This window comes from Acinetobacter sp. FL (genome assembly GCF_040744925.1).
GTDB classification, from domain to species: Bacteria; Pseudomonadota; Gammaproteobacteria; order Pseudomonadales; family Moraxellaceae; genus Acinetobacter; species Acinetobacter radioresistens.
This window is the reverse complement of the sequence record NZ_CP160437.1, coordinates 18,946-37,496: the sequence shown is the minus strand read 5'-3', so window position 1 is coordinate 37,496 and position 18,551 is coordinate 18,946. Positions and strand designations below refer to the sequence as shown.

Genomic DNA, 18,551 nt, shown 5'->3' with positions numbered 1-18,551 from the left:
CTCTGAATTGTTATGCCGAGTTTATGAGCTCACTATAAATTAAATATGCCAGAATCGTTTTCCTTCTGTGAACTTTTTTACAGCTTTTATCGCTTTTTCTGGAATTAACGCTACACTAAGTCTGAATATTTTATTCCTGATCATTAACCGGATAATGAGGTGACTGTCATGTCGCAACTGAATGTTGATCCACAAGAAATTGCTAAATTCGAAGCACTTGCAGCCAAATGGTGGGATCAGCATTCTGAGTTCCGTCCCTTACATCAGATCAATCCCTTGCGTTTGAACTGGGTAGATGAGCTCAGTGGTGGCCTGGCCGGTAAAAAGGTACTGGACGTAGGTTGTGGTGGTGGCATTTTGACCGAAAGTATGGCACGTCGCGGTGTGGCTGAAGTGCTGGGTGTAGATATGGGTGAAGCGCCTTTAGCAGTTGGCCGCCTGCATGCCCAGCAGGAAAATGTGCAGAATATTGAGTACCGCCAAATTCCGGTAGAGAAGCTGGCTGAAGAACAAGCGGGCCAGTATGATATTGTGACCTGTATGGAAATGCTGGAACATGTACCAGATCCGGCTTCTATTATTAAAGCCTGTCAGACTCTGGTAAAACCGGGCGGCCATGTGTTCTTTTCTACCATTAACCGTAATCCGAAATCTTATCTGTTCGCTATTATTGGTGCCGAATACCTACTCCGGATGTTGCCTAAAGGTACTCATGATTATCACAAGTTTATACGCCCATCTGAGCTGGCCCATGACATCCGGGCTGCCGGGCTAGAGCTTAAACAGATGATTGGCTTGCATTACAACCCGCTGACCAAGCATTACTGGCTGGCACCGAATGTAGATGTCAACTATATGGTACATACTGTTAAGGAAGTCACAGAATGAAAGCTGTCCTGTTTGACCTTGATGGTACCTTGATTGACACCGCAGCTGAATTTATCCGTATTATTCAGGATATGTGCCGTGCCGAAAACTGTGAGGTGGTAGCAGCAGACCTGATCCGCACCCAGGTGTCTGAAGGTGCGCGAGCCATGGTCAAACTGGTCTATCCGCATCTTGAGGTCGATGATCCGGTATTTCTGGCACACCGTCAGCGTTTTCTGGACCTATATGGAGCAGATATTGCGGTTGAGACAGACCTGTTCGAAGGCATGTACTATTTACTTGATGAACTGGAAGCTCGAGGTATTCCTTGGGGAATTGTGACTAATAAGCCCCGTGGCTTAAGCGAGGCTTTACTTGCTGCCCTCAACTTAACAGAACGCTGTGCAGTACTGGTCTGCCCTGAGGATGTCACCAGAACCAAACCTGATCCGGAACCGATGTACCTGGCTGCTAGACAAATCAATCTTCCGGCAGAGCAGATCATTTATGTGGGGGATCATCCGCGTGATATTGAAGCTGGTCGTAATGCAGGAATGTATACCATCTTGGCTGCTTACGGCTATTTACCGTTAAGCCACAAAGATGACTTAACGGCCTGGCAGGCAGATTGTATAGTGAATGATATTTCCGAACTGCGGCAGAAGGTATGCCAACTGCTGAAACTGGAATCAGAAAAACCCGTAGTACTTTAGACATATCATAATAATGAGGAGGTTTGCCTATGAAATACTCACAATATCAACCTCGTCCAGACTTACTGAAAAATCAGGTTATTCTGATCACGGGTGCAGGTGACGGTATTGGCCGCGCTACTGCCTTAAGTTATGCCCTGCATGGTGCTACAGTTGTTTTGCATGGCCGTACCCTGAACAAGCTTGAAGTCATCTATGATGAAATTGAAGCACTGGGGGCGCCTCAACCTGCCATTTTACCTTTACAACTGTCCAGTGCTTCTGCACAGGATTATGAACATCTGGTCAATATTCTGGATAAACAGTTCGGACGTCTAGATGGAATTTTGCATAATGCCGGTATCTTGGGTGAGCGTATCGAACTGGCCCATTATCCAGCTGAAGTGTGGGATGACGTGATGGCGGTAAATCTGCGAGCACCCTTTGTACTAACGCAGGCCCTATTGCCTCTACTGCAAAAATCTGAACACGCTTCGGTAGTTTTTGCCAGTTCAGGTGTAGGCCGGGAAGTTCGTGAGCGTTGGGGTGCATATTCTGTTTCTAAAATTGCTATTGAAGCGGTAAGCAAACTGTTTGCTGTAGAAAACCAGCATCCGAATATACGCTTTAACTGCATTAATCCGGGCGCCACCCGAACAGCCATGCGGGCTAAGGCTTTTCCAGATGAAGATCCAAAAGTGCTAGCGACACCAGAAACAATTATGCCGGCTTATTTATACCTGATGGGTGAAGACAGCCGTCATATGAATGGGCAGAGTATCGATGCTCAGGATTAGTCTCGGATTTTATTTTTGAATCACTGTTGGGCTTAAATAAAAACAGGCTATACCAAGTTAAACTACTGCCATTGCAAAATAGGTTACAGGCATAGACGAGATCATATCTTGCTCTATGCCAAGAATGAGTAAAAGCAGAAATAAGCTTAAATATTTAAAGCAGAAATTTACCGATACATATAAATAATAATAGTATGGAGAATACTTAATTTGTTTTATATTAAGTACGCATTGTCTCTGCAATTTTAAATAATTAGTTGAATTATCTTCACAGTTTCTCTGTTTTTTTTTCGTACAGTAGATGGGTAAAGAAATTTTAAGTATGAATTTGAGGATTAAACATGAAAAAGATTATGGCTGTGCTGGCATTATCTTTCTCTACCTTCATGGCAAGTGTAGCTTTTGCAGCACCTCCTCATAAAAATCAGGACCATTCGGACCGACGTGGCGGGCCACATGGCAAGATGTTCCAGCAGGACGAAGATTCTGTCCGTGAACAGCGTCGTATGCGTGAAGAACGTGGAGTCAGTCGTCTGAAACAGCACAAATGGCAAACCGGTTATATTATGCCGCAACATTACCGGGGCAACGGTTATAAGGTTGAATATGAAAGTCATGACCTGCCGAAACCTTCGCGTAATCAGCAATGGTACAAGGTCAATAATGATTATCTGTTAGTCGATTCAGATAAACACAGTATTATCAGGATTATGGACTGATAGATATTCTTCATTATTCCGTTCATCCAGAATAAAAAGGCCTAAATTGTATTTAGGCCTTTTTACATAGGGCTAACTGGCTTTTTCTGTCGAGTTAATCTCTAATTTCCTTCTCAATTCCTTCATTAATTTCACAATTCAATAAAACGGCTTTCATGCTTTATATCTAATTGTTGCCTAAAGTAGCGTTATAAATTGATGAGCTTGCAACGCAGGATAAAAACATGAAAACATTACTTACAGGTATCGCTTTATCTTTGAGCGCGCTGATTACTACCAGTGCTATGGCCGCACCACAGCATTATGATCAGCGTTATGACCGCCCTAATACTCCACACTGGAGCCATGACGACCGTCGTTATGATGACCGCCGCTGGGATGATCGCCGTTCATCTTCACGAGTAAATCCAAGTCGTGAATGGCGCAGTGGTCAGGTGCTGCCTCGTCAGTATGATAACAACCGTTACAAGGTTGACTACCGTGATAGCCGTCACCTGAATAAGCCTGCCCGTTATCAGCAGTGGTATAAAATTAATGGTGACTATGTGCTGGTCAATGAACGTAACAACCGTATCATACGGATTCTGGGCTAATTCAGTCCTATATCGATACATATTCACCCGGGCACTGACCCGGGTGTTTTTTTGCTTTTTATATACCTGCCTGCTGTTTTTTGATTAGAATCAGCAGACTGAATAAGCAACTGGATCAGGCATATTATGAATTCACTGGAAACTGCGAATACTACTGAACAACTCAATGTACGCTGGTTCCGGCATTCTGCTCCCTATATTAATGCGCATCGTAATAAGACCTTTGTCATCATGTTTGGAGGTGAGGCGGTCTGCCATGATAATTTCCAGCATATTATTCACGATATTGCCCTGCTCAATTCCTTGGGAATTCGTCTGGTCCTGGTTCACGGTGCCCGTCCGCAGATTAACCAGAATCTGGAACAGTTTCAGCTGAGTGCACCATTTCATAAGAACCGCCGGATTACTACACGTGAGTCTCTTGGCTGTGTCATGAGTGCTGTAGGCTCAATCCGTCTGCAAATTGAAGCCTTGCTTTCTACCGGGTTAGCGAACTCACCTATGTACGGCGCAGCTATCCATGTAGTCTCGGGTAATTTTGTCACTGCTAAACCTTATGGTATTCATGATGGTATCGATTTTCAGTTAACCGGTGAGGTCCGCTCCATAGACAGTACCAGTATTCATCAGCATCTTGAGCATAACAGTATTGTACTGCTCGGACCGACTGGTTACTCCACTACAGGCGAAGTCTTTAATCTGCTGGCAGAAGAAGTCGCAACCAAGACAGCCGTTGCCCTAAAAGCGGATAAACTGATTTTTCTGGGCCAGCAGCAAGGTCTATTAAATTCCAAACAGCAATTATTGCGTGAATTAACACCTCAGCAGCTGGACCCTTATATAGAACAGCATGAACAGGCAGATCCAACCCAGGCTTTATATTTACGTGCGGCACGCGATGCTTCCCTAGAAGGCGTCAATCGTGTTCATCTGATTTCTTATACGTATGACGGTGCGCTGATTGAAGAGCTATTTACCCGTGATGGGATTGGCACCATGATCACCGATGCACATTATGAAGAAGTCCGCACTGCCAGAATTCAGGATGTAGGTGGACTGATCAAACTGTTACGTCCCCTCGAACAAGAAGGGATACTGGTTTACCGTTCACGTGAACGGCTGGAAACTGAAATCAACCAGTTTGCTGTCATTGAGCGTGACGGTACCATTCTCGCCTGTGCGGCACTTTACCCGATTCCAACTTTGAAGAATGAAATACCTTCGGCAGAAATTGCCTGTGTAGCAGTACATCCGGCATACCGCAAATCGAATCGAGGCAGCCAGATTTTAAATTTTCTTGAAAAAAAGGCACAAGAGAATGGAATCAAGCAGCTGTTTGTACTGACCACCCGCACAGCACACTGGTTCCTAGAACATGGTTTCATGCCAGCTTCTGTTGATGATTTACCTAATACCCGGCAGGCACTTTATAACTATCAGCGAAATTCACTGGTATTTAAAAAACAGTTATAGAACCGGCCTTTATATTTAGCTTTATTTTTAATAAATATATCTTTGAACCAGAAATAAAAAGTAGAACTTTCAAGGTTTTTACTTATTATTTCTGGTTCTTCTTTAGCTCAATAATAAATTATTAATAATATTCAGTTATTTAATTAAAAAATAATATTAATTTTTAAATCATAAATACTCATAAGTTAAGCAGTTTTATATTTTAGCTTTTTTTTTCATGACTAAACGATAAAAGCTTATTTTTTTAGCATTACCGGGCATCTTAGGCTGTATGTGATTGTTAAATTTCACTGCCAGGAGCACCTTTTCCATGAACAGCCAGCAAATTTCTTGGGCCCGTTCTGCCATCTTATTGACCAGTCTGGTAACTGCCCTGTTTCTAGGTGGCTGTTCCAAATCTGACCCTCAGACTCAGGTCTTGAATATCGGTTTTCAAAAATATGGCATTTTACCGATTCTAAAGGTCCAAGGTAGTCTGGAAAATGCTCTCAAATCACAAGGTATAAAGATTCGTTGGGTTGAATTTCCTGCAGGTCCACAGCTCCTTGAAGGTTTGAATGTCGGAAGTGTCGCTTTTGGAGAAGCGGGTGAAGCTCCTCCCATTTTTGCTCAGGCAGCCAATTCAAATATTGTCTATGTAGCAAATCAGCCGGGCGCGCCTCATGGGGAAGCGTTAATAGTCCAGAAGAATTCTCCCATACAGTCTGTTGCTGATTTAAAAGGCAAACGGATTGCACTGAATAAAGGTTCTAATGTTCATTATTTACTGCTCAATATTTTAGAGGCGAATGGTTTAAAGCTTGAAGATATTCAGGTGGTCTATCTGCCACCGGCAGATGCTCGTGCTGCATTTGAACGTGGTTCTGTCGATGCTTGGGTAATCTGGGACCCCTTCCTGGCCGCAGCAGAACAGCAACTTGGTGCCCGGGTTTTAAAGGATGGTCAGGGCCTGGTCAATAATCTCCAATTCTATCTGGCCGACCGTAAATTTGCAGAAAACAACCCGAAAGTCATTCAGACTATTATTCAAGAATTAAACACTACGACCCAATGGGTTGCCCAGCATCAGGACGAGGCAGCCAGTCTGTTAGAACAACCAACCGGACTGGAACATAATATTTTAAAAACTTCTATTTCACGTATGGGCTTTGGGGTAAGACCAGTTAGCCAGGAAGTCTCTCATGCGCAGCAGAAAGTGGCTGATGCCTTTTATGCCCAGAAATTAATACCTGTCAAACTTGATATTCAGGCTGCGATTTTAAAGCAAACACCATAACAATAAGAAGGACGCCAAATGTATTCACTCAAAGTTTTTTTAATTAGCAGTTTTATAGCCTTAGGCCTGAGTGGCTGCCAGAAAACCAGTTCTGATACTGCGCCGGGACAACAGTCTGTTCAAGAAAACAAACTCAAAACCCTGGCAATCGGATACCAGAAATCCTCACTGAATCTGTTAGTCGCTCGCCAGCAACAGCTATTTGAACAGCAGTTTCCCGGCGTTCAGGTGGCGTGGAAAGAGTTTCCAGCTGGCCCACAAATGCTGGAAGCACTGGCAGTTGGTGCAATTGATTTTGGTGCAGTAGGTAATACTCCTCCTGTTTTCGCACAAGCGGCCGGGAAAGATCTGAAATACATTGGCTATGAAGTGGTTCCCCAGAATGCACAGGCATTATTAATACCTGCAGACAGTTCAATTCGTACACTTGCCGATCTAAAAGGTAAACGGATAGCGGTACAGAAAGGTTCAAGTGCTCATGAACTTTTGGCTAAAGTTTTACAAAAGGCTGGTTTAAGCTGGCAGGACATTCAGCCCATCTGGCTTCCTCCGGCAGATGCACGGGCAGCTTTCGATAAACAGTCAATTGATGCTTGGTCGATCTGGGAACCATACTTAAGTGCAGCAGAGCTGGATGCCAAAGCCAAGGTATTAATTGACGGCCAAGCCTTTGCACGGACTTATTCATTTTATATCGCTAACCCACAATTTATTGAGCAGCATCCTGGTGCAACTGAAAAGATCCTACAAAGTTTAAATACTGCCGATCAATGGGTACTTCAACACCAGCAACAGGCATTAAAGATTTATCAGCAAAGTACCGGCCTTAAACAGAATATTGCCCAACGGGTTATAGATAAACGGCTCAAACCCTCTCCTATTTATAGCCTTAAACCTGAAGTCGTACAGGCACAACAAGAAATTGCTGATCTCTTTCAACAGGTCAAATTAATTCCAAAATCAATCCAGGTCAGCCAAGTGGTCTGGGTCCCTACACCTAAAAACTGATTTAGACAGATAAGGATACTGAGATGAAAATTTTTTGGTTTATTCCGACTCATGGTGATAGCCGCTATTTAGGCACCAGTAAAGGTGGGCGCCAGGTTGATCATGCTTATATGAAACAGATTGCAGTGGCTGTAGATAACCTGGGTTATGAAGGTGTACTGATTCCGACCGGCCGCTCATGTGAAGACCCATGGATTACAGCTGCCAGCCTGATTGATGCCACTAAAAACCTGAAATTTCTGGTGGCTTTGCGCCCTGGCGTAACCACCCCTGCTCTGGCAGCCCGTATGGCAGCAACTTTTGACCGTCTCTCAAACGGGCGGGTATTACTGAATCTGGTTACAGGGGGTGATGAGCAAGAGCTAAAAGGTGATGGTGTATATGAAGACCATGCTACACGCTACCAGACAGCAGCAGAGTACACCAAGATCTGGCGTGAAATCTTGACCCGTTCTCATACAGGTGAAAGCTTTACTTTCCATGGCGAACGGCTAAGTGTTGATGATGCTAAACTGCTGTATCCGCCTGTACAGCAGCCTTATCCTCCGCTCTGGTTCGGTGGTTCATCTGAAGCTGCTCAAGAACTGGCTGCTGAGCAGGTCGATACTTACCTGACCTGGGGAGAACCGCCTGCAGCAGTAGAAGAAAAAATCCAGACCATGCAGGCTAAATCCGCTGCAAAAGGACGTCGTCTAAACTATGGTATCCGTCTGCATGTAATTGTACGTGAAACCAGTGCAGAAGCCTGGGCCGCAGCTGATGAACTGATTCAGTATGTAGATGACGCTACGATTGCCGCTGCACAACAAAAATTCCGTCAAATGGACTCAGTAGGTCAACGTCGTATGGCTGAATTACATAATGGCGATAAGAGCAAACTGGAAGTATCACCAAACCTCTGGGCTGGTGTAGGTCTGGTTCGTGGAGGTGCCGGGACTGCGCTAGTCGGTGACCCGCAGACTGTAGCAGACCGTATTCAGGAATATGCAGATCTAGGTATTAATACCTTTATTTTTTCAGGTTACCCACATCTGGAAGAGTCTATTCGCTTTGCTGAACTGGTCTTTCCTTTACTGTCACTACAGACCCGTAAAAAGCTGGCCCAGCCTAACTTGACCGGTCCATTCGGTGAGATTGTTGCCAATAATTATGTACCTGACCGGCTAGCAGATAATAAAATTGTCAAGGAAGGGGCATGATGCAAAAGAATAGTATAGATAACTACGTTTCACGTGGAACAGGTGTATTTAGAAAACATCTGCTGCCTTGGTTAGTGCCCTTATTATTACTTGTTCTGTGGCAGCTTACTTCAATGAGCGGCTTACTGCAAAGCCGGATTTTGCCTGCCCCTACAGCCGTACTTACAGCTTTCTGGTCTTTACTCATCAGTGGTGAACTGTGGCAGCATGTCAAGGTGAGTACGGCCCGGGCATTGACTGGTCTTGCTGTGGGTGGAGGTCTAGGTTTATTGCTCGGCCTATTAAATGGTTCTTCCAAGGTAGCCTCGAATCTTCTGGATACTACTTTGCAAATGCTACGTAATATTCCGGCTCTGGCGTTAATTCCTCTTGTTATTTTATGGTTTGGAATAGATGAAAGTGCCAAGCTTTTTCTGGTAGCGATAGGTGTATTTTTCCCGATCTATATCAATACCTATCATGGAATCCGATCAGTTGATCCGCAGCTAATTGAAATGGGAAAGAGTTATGGGCTGAATCGTCGCCAGCTTTATCAGCAAATTATTTTACCGGGCGCTATGCCTTCTATCCTGGTCGGGCTACGCTTTGCTTTAGGTCTGGTCTGGGTATTGCTTATTGTTGCCGAAACAATTTCTGCGCAGTCAGGAATTGGCTATATGACCATGAATGCCCGTGAGTTTTTGCAGACTGATATTGTACTGGTCGGCATTCTCCTGTATGCCCTTTTAGGCAAGCTGGCAGATATTCTGGCTCAAGGACTGGAACGCTATCTGCTGCGCTGGCATCCCGGCTATCAACAATAGGAACAGGAATATACTAATGAGCAATTTAAATATACCGCTATCAGTTGATATAGAAGCTAAGCCAAGTACGAATTTTACCACTCAGCCACAGAATGGAGCAGAAATTGTGGTTGAGCAGCTTCATAAGTTTTATGGGCAGGTTAAAGTTCTTGAGGAGCTAGATCTGCATATTCAGGCGGGAGAATTTGTAGCAATCGTGGGACGTAGCGGATGTGGCAAGAGTACTCTACTACGTCTAATTGCTGGCCTGGAAGCAGCAAGTTACGGTGAAATAAAATTCAAGTCTGCACAGAATTTTCGTGAAGGTATTACCACAGATGATATTCGGGTTATGTTTCAGGATTCACGTCTATTGCCATGGAAGACTGTCGAGAAGAATGTACAGCTAGGGTTGGCCCATAATCGTCATGCCCATGCAGTAGCTCTACTCAAAAAGGTGGGACTCGCTGAAAAAGCCAGTAACTGGCCTGCACAACTTTCAGGCGGACAAAGGCAACGTGCTGCTCTGGCTCGAGCTTTATCCCATACGCCACGAGTTTTATTACTGGATGAACCCTTAGGCGCACTTGATGCCCTTACCCGGCTTGAAATGCAAAATCTGATTGAACAGTTATGGCGTGAGCAGGGCTTCACAGCTGTTTTAGTCACTCATGATGTTGCTGAAGCAGTACAACTGGCTGACCGGATTATTCTACTGGATAAAGGCCAGATTGCTCATCATTTTAAGATTGATTTACCACGGCCCCGTAAAAAGAGTGTCCAGTTCACCGAGCTGGAGCAGCAAGTTTTAGATGCAGTATTAGCCACCTAAACTCATACACGCCAACAGCCATCTTGAGATGGCTGTTTTATACATGAGGCTATATAAACAAGATATCTTTTAACAAGAAGGTAAAGATCATAACTTCTTTTACAGTATAGTCATGAAAAACTCATTCTATACTAAATATAATTATTAAAATCAATTTCTTAAACTTATAAAAAATATATTTGATACTTTAAAAAAGATTTTTCATTTAATTTTTACAGCTAAAAATAATTTTATTTTAAAATTATTTTTTAAGCTAATTTATTATTAACTATCAATTTATTAGGGGTTACTTTTTTTACCAAATGTTAAAAAAGATGTTTAATTCAGCATATTGGAAGAATTACTTTGCAAAATTGTGCACAAATCGACCCATTTGTCTTACAATTATGACTTTATCGATATTTGTGGGGAACAATGGAACAAAAGAAGAGCACTCAAAAACGGAATTTACTTTTAAATGCAGCTCTAGACGTTTTTTCTACCTATGGTTTTAACGGGGCAAGCCTGGATGAAATTGCTCAGCTGGCCGACATGCATAAGTCAAATATTTTTTATTATTATGAAAATAAAGAGGCTTTATATGTTGAGGTACTTACTACAGTACTCCAGAAGTGGCTGGCTCCTCTACAGTCGCTTGAAGTAGACCTTGAGCCAACTGAAGCATTAGCTAATTATCTGATGCTCAAGATCGAGGTTTCACGTCACCAGCCTAAAGCCTCCAAGCTGTTTGCACTAGAAGTTATTCAGGGTGCGCCACATATTTTATCTATTTTAAAAGGCCCGCTGAAAAAACTATTTAAGCGTAAGGCCAAAGTGATCCAGAACTGGCAGGAACAAGGAAAAATTTCTGCAGGTATTGATCCGGAATTGCTGATTTTAAATATCTGGGCAATTACCCAGAATTATGCTGATTTTAGTACTCAAATTGAAATGGTGATGGGAAAAACGCTTAAAAGTAAAAGCACCTACCAGAGGACTATCGAACATACCATCCATCTGATGCTCTATGGTATTTTACCGCGCTCTGAATATAGCCCGGTCACGCTTTCAACCGAAGTTTCCGAAGCTAACCAGAATTAATGCTTCAGCTCTTTAATTCTGGCCTTTTTACTTGTTCTTTATGATTGAAATGAAAGCCTTGCTTGCTGGTATAAATCTAACAGTTTATGCGCTCCCAACAGCAGATTATTTTCCCAATCCAGATGTGCTATGGTGTTGGCACCATCACTAATATATTTGACAGATACCAGGCGTACTCCAAGTTTTTTACAAACTTTAGCCAGGGCATAACCTTCCATATCCACCAGATCACAAGACACTTTAGGCAAGCCTGTTTCGAAGGAGTCACCAGTTCCACAGATTCCTTTAGGCAATTGATCGAAGTATGAAACCAGTTCAATACATCCTGGTATTTCCTCATCCATTGGAGTAATGCCCGGGACAAAACCTAAAGGAGAGACATCCATATCACGTTGTACAAAACTGCTGACCTCGACCAGTGAGTGGGTATCAAAGTGACTACTGCCTGCGGTACCTAAGTTAAAAAGTATTTTACATCCAGTACGTTGAATCACCTCATAGGCTTTAAATGCTGCATTGACCTTGCCAATACCGCTGTAATGAACCTGAATACCGGCCTGCTCAAACAGACCTTTAGATTCACTTGGGAGCGCCATGATGAGTGCAGATTGCTCTACCATTTAGAAAACTCGTTAAAATTTGATTATTAGAAAATAAAGTTAACTCAGGTACAAGGTACTAAGGACTGATTAATCCACTGTAAATACTTAACCCTTGTCCAGAAAGCTTTTCAGGCAAGGTGAGAACAACAGGTTGCCACGATAAAACCCTTGTACGGTCTTAGTGGCAACCACCACCCAGAGTATGATTAAAATATAGGTCAGGCTAGAGGCAATATTATGTAATATAGCGAGCTGAAGCTGCTGGCCCAGAGTGTAAATGGCCAGTGTAAACACCCCTAATGGAAAGGTTAAACCCCACCACCCCAAATTGAAAGGTAGACCTCTTTTTATATATTTTAAGGTCGTCAATACTGCAAGGCCAAGCCACCAAAGCCCAAACCCCAGTAGAATCAAGCTGCTGGCAGTACCTGCATACTGCAAAAACATGCCTAAATCTTTCTGTCCAATAAAAGTTAGAATGCGTGGTGCCTGTGATCCTAAGCTCAGTAAAGCCAATGCACCCGTTCCAATAGGACCCAATGCCAGCCAGCTGCTAATCGCCATATCTTTAGAAGGTAACTGATGCAGGGCAAGTCTTAACATCAGAATAGTTAATATGGCAAAAGCTGGCAGTACTGAAATCCCCCATAACCCATAACTGGCGATCAATATAGCCACTGTCTGCTGGCTTATAGCCAGATATTGTATTAATACTCCACCTGAGTTTGCTGCCACCTCACAGGCTACAATTGGTAATAGCCAGATCGCTGTCATACTGTGTAACTGGTGCTGCTGGCAACTAAACATACAGAAAGGTACTAACCAGGCAATTCCCACTGCCATAACGACATCGATATACCAAAGCAGTTTGGCTATTTCTAGTGCAGAATCGCCATATAGCGGCAAACCGTATTTTAAAAATCCATTTACAAGAGTGGCCAAGCCCATAGGAATAGCACCCAGAAACAGACTCATGTTTGAATGAAAAAAGATTTGTCTGGCTTCGGTGGGATAGAACAACCAGCGCAGGCTATAAAGCAGACTAAAGCTGATAAATAAAATAATATTGATTTGCCACAGGAAAATACCTCCCAACCACAGATTAATTGAACCAGATGACAGTTCAGGTAAAATAAGTGCTACTACACCCGTTCCCATAGTGACGGTAAACCAGTTAGGTGTGAAGTGACGAATGATATCTCGTGGCTGCCCTAGCTGTTCAAATGGCCTGTTCATTATGTACCTGATTGAATTTTTAATGCAGCACTGATTATAAAAAGGCCAATTTATAAATAAAACTGATTTATTTATATTATATAAATCAATAAAAATTATATAAAATTTATTGATCAGCCAAAAAAATGTGTAAAAACACAACAACAAGACGAAACTGTGAGAATATGGCAATATATGACCTTTCAAATTTTGCACTGATTTCTTCGCCCATGAAGCTGCTCCGTCTGAATGCCCTGATGCCCGATTTTCAGCTGCCTGCAACCGCAGTGACAATTGGCAATTTTGATGGTGTCCATCTTGGACATCAGGCCATGATTGCTCAGCTTAAAACTGTTGCTGCCCAGAAGAATTTAAAAACACTGGTTATGCTGTTTGAGCCCCAACCACTAGAATACTTCAAAGGCTACGAAGCCCCTCCCCGTATCAGCTCACTACGTGAAAAAGTAGAGTATTTGACTGAACTTGGTGTGGACTATATTGCTGTAGCCAAATTCGATGACCAGTTCCGTAGCATGAGTGCAGAAGGCTTTGCATCCCTTTTAAAAGATAAGCTTCATGCTCATAGCCTGGTATTGGGTGATGATTTTCATTTTGGAAAAAACCGGCAAGGCAATAGCGAATTTCTAAAAAACTATGGCTTTGCAGTCACTAATCTGAATACTGTCGACTTTCAGGGAGAGCGAGTCAGTTCGACACGGATCCGGCAGGTATTACAGCAGGGTGACCTGACTCTTGCTGCCCAGCTTTTAGGACGTCCCTACAGTATGGTGGGTCGAATTCAGTATGGTGACCAGATTGGGCGTACCTTGAATTTCCCGACCATTAATGTAGGTATGAACCGGCATAAGCCCTGCCTGCATGGGATTTATGCGGTAGAAGTGATCTCTGAGCATAGTTCTCTTGCGGCCAGAGTACGTCTGGAACACCCGGATTTACCCGGAATTGCAGGTTATGGACCGGAGAGTTTATTTGGTGCCGGACATGTGGGAACACGGCCCGCAATTCAGCAGCAACAGCCAGAGTGGCGATTAGAAGTACACTTTCCTGAGGTTTCTGCTAATCTGTATGGCTTGCTGGTGCGGGTCACTTTTTTAAAATATCTGCATGGTGAAGTAAATTATCCTTCGCTTGAAGCATTAAAGACCGGAATTGATAATGATGTAGCCAAGCTCATTGAGTTTCGTAGAAATACCCCCAAATTCCCTGTTTAAATTCTGTTTTTTTGATTGTAAAACCCGTCAGCGTTCAAGCTGATTGAACTGGAAGACAACTTGCATGAGCGATAAGCAAACTCCTGAAAATGCTGTGGATTATAAAGCCACACTAAATCTGCCGGGCACTGAATTTGCCATGAAGGCAAATCTGGCAGTACGTGAAGTAAAATGGTTAGAAGAGTGGTACGCCGACAACATTTATCAGCAGATTCGCACATCGCGTATTGGCAAGAAAAAATATATTCTGCATGATGGCCCTCCCTATGCAAATGGCACAATTCACTTGGGTCATGCAGTCAATAAAGTCTTAAAAGATATTATTGTTAAAAGTCGCACATTATCTGGCTTTGATGCACCTTATGTTCCAGGCTGGGACTGCCACGGTTTGCCAATTGAACTCAAAGTTGAAGAAAAAGTAGGTAAAGTGGGCGAAAAAGTTGATGCAGCCACTTTCCGTAAATTATGCCGTGAATATGCTTCACAACAAATTGATCTGCAGCGTAACGACTTCAAGCGTCTGGGCGTACTGGGTGATTGGGATAATCCTTATCTGACCATGAATTACAAGCAGGAAGCAGATATTGTTCGTGCACTGGGCCAGATTCAGAAAAATGGTCATATTCAGCCTGGCTTAAAGCCGGTGAACTGGTGCATGGACTGTGGCTCGGCACTGGCTGAAGCTGAAGTTGAATATGAAGATAAAAAATCTGATGCAATTGATGTCGGTTTTAGTGTCGTTGACTTAAAAGACTTATCTACCCGTTTGAAGGTAGAGATTGATGTGCCTACTGATATTGTTATCTGGACCACAACACCATGGACCCTTCCGGCTAACCAGGCAGTTTCAGTACATGCTGAAATTGAATATCAGCTGGTACAGACCCAGACAGACAAAGGCTTACACAATCTGATTCTGGCTAAAGATCTGGTAGAGTCTGCAGTAGAACGTTATAAACTGGAAAACCCGGTAGTACTGGCCGATTTTACCGGCGCAGTGATTGAAAACCTGCAACTCCAGCACCCACTTCTGGCAGATCGCCAGGTTCCGGTCATTTTAGGTGAACATGTGATTGCAACCAGTGGTACGGGTGCAGTACATACTGCGCCTGGCCATGGTGTAGATGACTATAAAGTTGGTCTGCTCTATCAGTTGAAAGTCGATAATCCGGTGGGTGGCAATGGAGTGTATCTGCCAACTTCACCACTTTTCCCGGGTGTACACATCTATAAAGCCAATCCGCAAATCATTAAAGCCCTTGGTGCAGCAGGCCGTTTGTGGGCACATCAACCAATTCGACACAGTTATCCACATTGCTGGCGCCACAAGACTCCTATTATTTTCCGTGCAACGCCTCAATGGTTCATTAGTATGGATCACCAGAATTTACGTCAGGGCGCGCTGGATGCGATTGAAAATGACATCGAATTCGTACCAAGCTGGGGTAAAAATCGGATTGAATCCATGATTGATGGCCGCCCGGACTGGTGTATCTCACGTCAGCGTACCTGGGGTGTGCCAATTCCGTTTTTTGTACATAAAGATACCAATGAGCTGCATCCGCGTACTCCGGAACTGATCGAAGAAGTTGCCAAGCTGATTGAACAGGAAGGTATTGATGCCTGGTTTAACCGTGAAGCGAAAGACTTTATTGGTGATGATGCCGAACACTATAATGCCGTGCGTGACACGCTGGATGTCTGGTTCGATTCAGGTACAACCCACTATGCTGTACTTGACCAGCGCGAAGATCTGGAAAGCCCGGCTGACCTTTATCTAGAGGGCTCAGACCAGCATCGTGGCTGGTTCCAGTCATCCCTGCTGACGTCTATAGCGATTCATAACCGTGCGCCTTACAAAGCCTTACTGACTCATGGCTTTACAGTAGATGAAAACGGACGCAAACTATCAAAATCGCTAGGGAATTATATCCCGCTAGATGACATCATCAAGCAGCTGGGAGCTGATGGTCTACGACTGTATGTTGCTTCAAGCGACTACCGCTATGAAATTGCAGCAAGTAAAGAAGTCTTTAACCGTGTTAGCGACAGTTATCGCCGTATCCGTAATACTCTACGCTTCCTGCTGGCCAATCTAAATGGCTTTAAGCCAAGTACTGATGCACTGCCAGTAGACCAGCTGATTGCATTGGATCAGTATATCTTGCAACGTGCGCATGAGGTTCAGCAGAGCATCCTTACTGCTTATGATGAAATGAACTTTCATGTCGTCTGTAGCTCACTGACCAATTTCTGTATTAATGATCTGGGCGGTTTTTATCTGGACATTATTAAAGACCGTCAGTACACCACCAAAACCGACTCTCAGGCACGTCGCTCTGCGCAGACTGCGTTATATCATATCGTACAGGCCTTTATCCGCTGGATGAGCCCAATCCTGAGCTTTACTGCACAAGAGGCTTGGCCACTGATTCCTGAGCAGTCAGAAAAATATGTATTTATGAGCGAGTGGTATCAGATTCCGGTGGCCTCAACAGCCAATCTGATTTCTGAAGAAAACTGGCAAACACTAATTACAGTAAAATCTGCAGTAAACAAACAGATTGAAGCTGCACGTAACGCTAAACTGGTCGGCTCTAACCTCTCTGCCAAGGTTGAACTCTGGGCCCAACCAGCGTTAAAAAGCATTCTGGACCAGCTGGGCAACGAGCTGCGCTTTGTCCTGATCACCTCTCAGGTTATTGTTCATGACTTTGAGGAAGCAGGTGAAAGTACCGAGCTCGAAGGTCTGCGTGTCAAGGTTTCAGCGGCAGAAGGTGAAAAATGCGCTCGCTGCTGGCATGTACTGCCTGATGTTAATACACATGCAGGTCATCCAAGTATTTGCGGACGCTGCCTAATTAACCTTCCTTCTGGTCAGGGCGAAGAGAGAAAATATGCCTAATACACCGCAAAGAAAAGGCTGGTTCCAGTTCTATCCACATAATCTGGTGTGGATCGGGCTGGCAATTGTTGCCATTATTCTGGATCAATGGACCAAATGGATTGCAACAAACCATCTGAACTATGCCGATCCGGTAGCCGTACTGCCCTTTTTAAACTGGACGCTGCTACATAATTATGGTGCAGCATTCAGTTTTCTGTCTGATGCCGGTGGCTGGCAGCGTTATTTATTTACCGGACTGGCGGCTGGAGTTTCCTTGCTGTTTGTTTTCTGGCTAATGCGTATGCCAAAACATCTGGTCATTTTACCAATGGCTATTGCCCTGATTCTAGGGGGCGCCATCGGTAACCTGATAGACCGGGTCAGTCTGGGGTATGTAGTAGATTTTATTCATGTCTACTATCAGAATAGTCACTTTCCTGCATTTAATATTGCTGATAGTGCCATCACTCTTGGAACAATCCTGTTATTAATCGATACTTTCTTTCTGGAAAAACACCGGATTCAACGTGCAGAGGCAACAAAATGACAGAGTTACTCAACCCGAATGAAGATACCCGAATTGAAGAAGGTTCTCAGGTAGAGCTGCACTTTTCAGTTGCCATTGAAGATGGTGTTGAAATAGATAATACCCGCAGCCGTGAAGAGCCGGTGAGTCTGGTGATTGGTGACGGTAATTTACTGCCAGGCTTTGAACAGGCTCTTTTTGGTTTAAGGGCAGGTGACCGCCGTACTGTACATTTACCGGCAGAAGATGCCTTTGGACCGTGGAATCCGGAAAATATTCAACGCTTTGATACGGTCAAATTTGAACAACGCCCTGTGGTTGGCCAAATGATCGAGTTTGAAGACAAAGCTAAAAGCAGCCTGTACGGTGTGGTCAGATCAGTGAATGATGACATGACCGAGATAGACTTTAACCATCCGCTGGCAGGTAAAAATATCAGTTTTGAGGTTGAAATCTTCAAGGTTACACCAGCAGGTCAGCAAGGTATTAAACTCATCTAGACGCTGCCTAAAATCAATCATTCTGAAGCCGGTCTGTCTATGTCCGGCTTTTTTTATTATAAGTAAAATCTAAACTGAATATTTAAATCTCTAGCCAGTTTACTGATCATTTAAATGATCAGTAGGTAGTTTTTCTAAAGGTCTATATAATAAAAAGCGATGAATGCAGCTTCTCACTTGGCTATATATCAGGCTAGAATTCAATCAGCCATAAAGACTGGCAGATATCTAAAAATACACTTTATCCCAGTTTTAATTATAAAAATTATTA

18 protein-coding genes are annotated in these 18,551 nt (G+C 43.6%); 16 read left to right on the top strand and 2 right to left on the bottom strand.

The features are described 5' to 3' along the window. The first annotated feature begins 168 nt into the window (after nt 1-168). The 12 genes from ubiG (at nt 169) to ABZP31_RS00115 (ending at nt 11,318) form a co-directional block, all read left to right on the top strand. Nucleotides 169-888, top strand: coding sequence for a bifunctional 2-polyprenyl-6-hydroxyphenol methylase/3-demethylubiquinol 3-O-methyltransferase UbiG (gene ubiG, locus ABZP31_RS00170; protein WP_248130239.1), 720 nt, complete (start codon nt 169-171; stop codon nt 886-888). Then, entirely contained in the window at nt 885-1,580 is a 696-nt protein-coding gene (locus ABZP31_RS00165; protein ID WP_248130238.1) for an HAD-IA family hydrolase, read from the top strand. Before ubiG ends, ABZP31_RS00165 begins: the two co-directional genes overlap by 4 nt. A 29-nt stretch (nt 1,581-1,609) precedes the next feature. After that, the gene (locus ABZP31_RS00160) at nt 1,610-2,356 is read left to right on the top strand and encodes a YciK family oxidoreductase (protein WP_248130237.1); all 747 of its coding nucleotides are present in this window, start codon (nt 1,610-1,612) and stop codon (nt 2,354-2,356) included. Nucleotides 2,357-2,697: 341 nt separating this feature from the next. Continuing rightward, on the top strand, nt 2,698-3,075 hold the full coding sequence (locus ABZP31_RS00155; RefSeq protein WP_005017440.1) for an RcnB family protein: 378 nt from the start codon (nt 2,698-2,700) through the stop codon (nt 3,073-3,075). Between the two features lie 224 nt (nt 3,076-3,299). Beyond that, nucleotides 3,300-3,668: an RcnB family protein gene (locus tag ABZP31_RS00150; protein ID WP_005405737.1), complete on the top strand. Its 369-nt coding sequence runs from the start codon at nt 3,300-3,302 to the stop codon at nt 3,666-3,668. A gap of 126 nt (nt 3,669-3,794) precedes the next feature. Beyond that, entirely contained in the window at nt 3,795-5,141 is a 1,347-nt protein-coding gene (gene argA / locus ABZP31_RS00145; protein ID WP_005017446.1) for an amino-acid N-acetyltransferase, read from the top strand. 310 nt (nt 5,142-5,451) lie between these two features. Next, nucleotides 5,452-6,417 (top strand): sulfonate ABC transporter substrate-binding protein, encoded by a 966-nt coding sequence (locus ABZP31_RS00140; RefSeq protein ID WP_101161036.1) that lies wholly within the window; start codon nt 5,452-5,454, stop codon nt 6,415-6,417. A gap of 18 nt (nt 6,418-6,435) precedes the next feature. Further along, nucleotides 6,436-7,425 carry an aliphatic sulfonate ABC transporter substrate-binding protein gene (locus ABZP31_RS00135; RefSeq protein ID WP_005017450.1) on the top strand — a complete coding sequence of 330 codons (990 nt, stop codon included), beginning with the start codon at nt 6,436-6,438 and terminating at the stop codon, nt 7,423-7,425. A 23-nt stretch (nt 7,426-7,448) separates the two neighbouring features. Then, nucleotides 7,449-8,624: an FMNH2-dependent alkanesulfonate monooxygenase gene (gene ssuD / locus ABZP31_RS00130; protein WP_248130394.1), complete on the top strand. Its 1,176-nt coding sequence runs from the start codon at nt 7,449-7,451 to the stop codon at nt 8,622-8,624. Next, the gene (gene ssuC, locus ABZP31_RS00125) at nt 8,624-9,427 is read left to right on the top strand and encodes an aliphatic sulfonate ABC transporter permease SsuC (protein WP_227499287.1); all 804 of its coding nucleotides are present in this window, start codon (nt 8,624-8,626) and stop codon (nt 9,425-9,427) included. Before ssuD ends, ssuC begins: the two co-directional genes overlap by 1 nt. A gap of 16 nt (nt 9,428-9,443) precedes the next feature. Further along, a complete protein-coding gene (locus ABZP31_RS00120; protein WP_005023799.1) occupies nt 9,444-10,238 on the top strand; it encodes an ATP-binding cassette domain-containing protein in 795 nt (264 codons plus the stop codon). 414 nt (nt 10,239-10,652) lie between these two features. Beyond that, on the top strand, nt 10,653-11,318 hold the full coding sequence (locus tag ABZP31_RS00115) for a TetR/AcrR family transcriptional regulator (RefSeq protein ID WP_046206160.1): 666 nt from the start codon (nt 10,653-10,655) through the stop codon (nt 11,316-11,318). 38 nt (nt 11,319-11,356) lie between these two features. Here ABZP31_RS00115 and ABZP31_RS00110 read toward each other — a convergent pair whose 3' ends face one another. Further along, nucleotides 11,357-11,938, bottom strand: coding sequence for a 5'-nucleosidase (locus tag ABZP31_RS00110; protein WP_248130395.1), 582 nt, complete (start codon nt 11,936-11,938; stop codon nt 11,357-11,359). 87 nt (nt 11,939-12,025) lie between these two features. Then, nucleotides 12,026-13,156, bottom strand: coding sequence for a TDT family transporter (locus ABZP31_RS00105; protein WP_174498893.1), 1,131 nt, complete (start codon nt 13,154-13,156; stop codon nt 12,026-12,028). A gap of 209 nt (nt 13,157-13,365) precedes the next feature. Here ABZP31_RS00105 and ribF point away from each other — a divergent pair, with 209 nt between their 5' ends. The 4 genes from ribF to ABZP31_RS00085 all read left to right on the top strand — a co-directional run bounded on the left by ribF (nt 13,366) and on the right by ABZP31_RS00085 (nt 18,280). Continuing rightward, nucleotides 13,366-14,367, top strand: a complete 1,002-nt coding sequence (ribF, locus tag ABZP31_RS00100) for a riboflavin biosynthesis protein RibF (protein ID WP_248132577.1) — start codon at nt 13,366-13,368, stop codon at nt 14,365-14,367. A gap of 64 nt (nt 14,368-14,431) precedes the next feature. After that, complete coding sequence (ileS, locus tag ABZP31_RS00095) at nt 14,432-17,272, top strand: isoleucine--tRNA ligase (RefSeq protein ID WP_248134715.1); 2,841 nt, start codon at nt 14,432-14,434, stop codon at nt 17,270-17,272. Next, the gene (lspA, locus tag ABZP31_RS00090) at nt 17,265-17,801 is read left to right on the top strand and encodes a signal peptidase II (RefSeq protein ID WP_005017478.1); all 537 of its coding nucleotides are present in this window, start codon (nt 17,265-17,267) and stop codon (nt 17,799-17,801) included. Before ileS ends, lspA begins: the two co-directional genes overlap by 8 nt. Beyond that, entirely contained in the window at nt 17,798-18,280 is a 483-nt protein-coding gene (locus ABZP31_RS00085; protein WP_005017480.1) for a peptidylprolyl isomerase, read from the top strand. Before lspA ends, ABZP31_RS00085 begins: the two co-directional genes overlap by 4 nt. Nucleotides 18,281-18,551 lie beyond the last annotated feature (271 nt).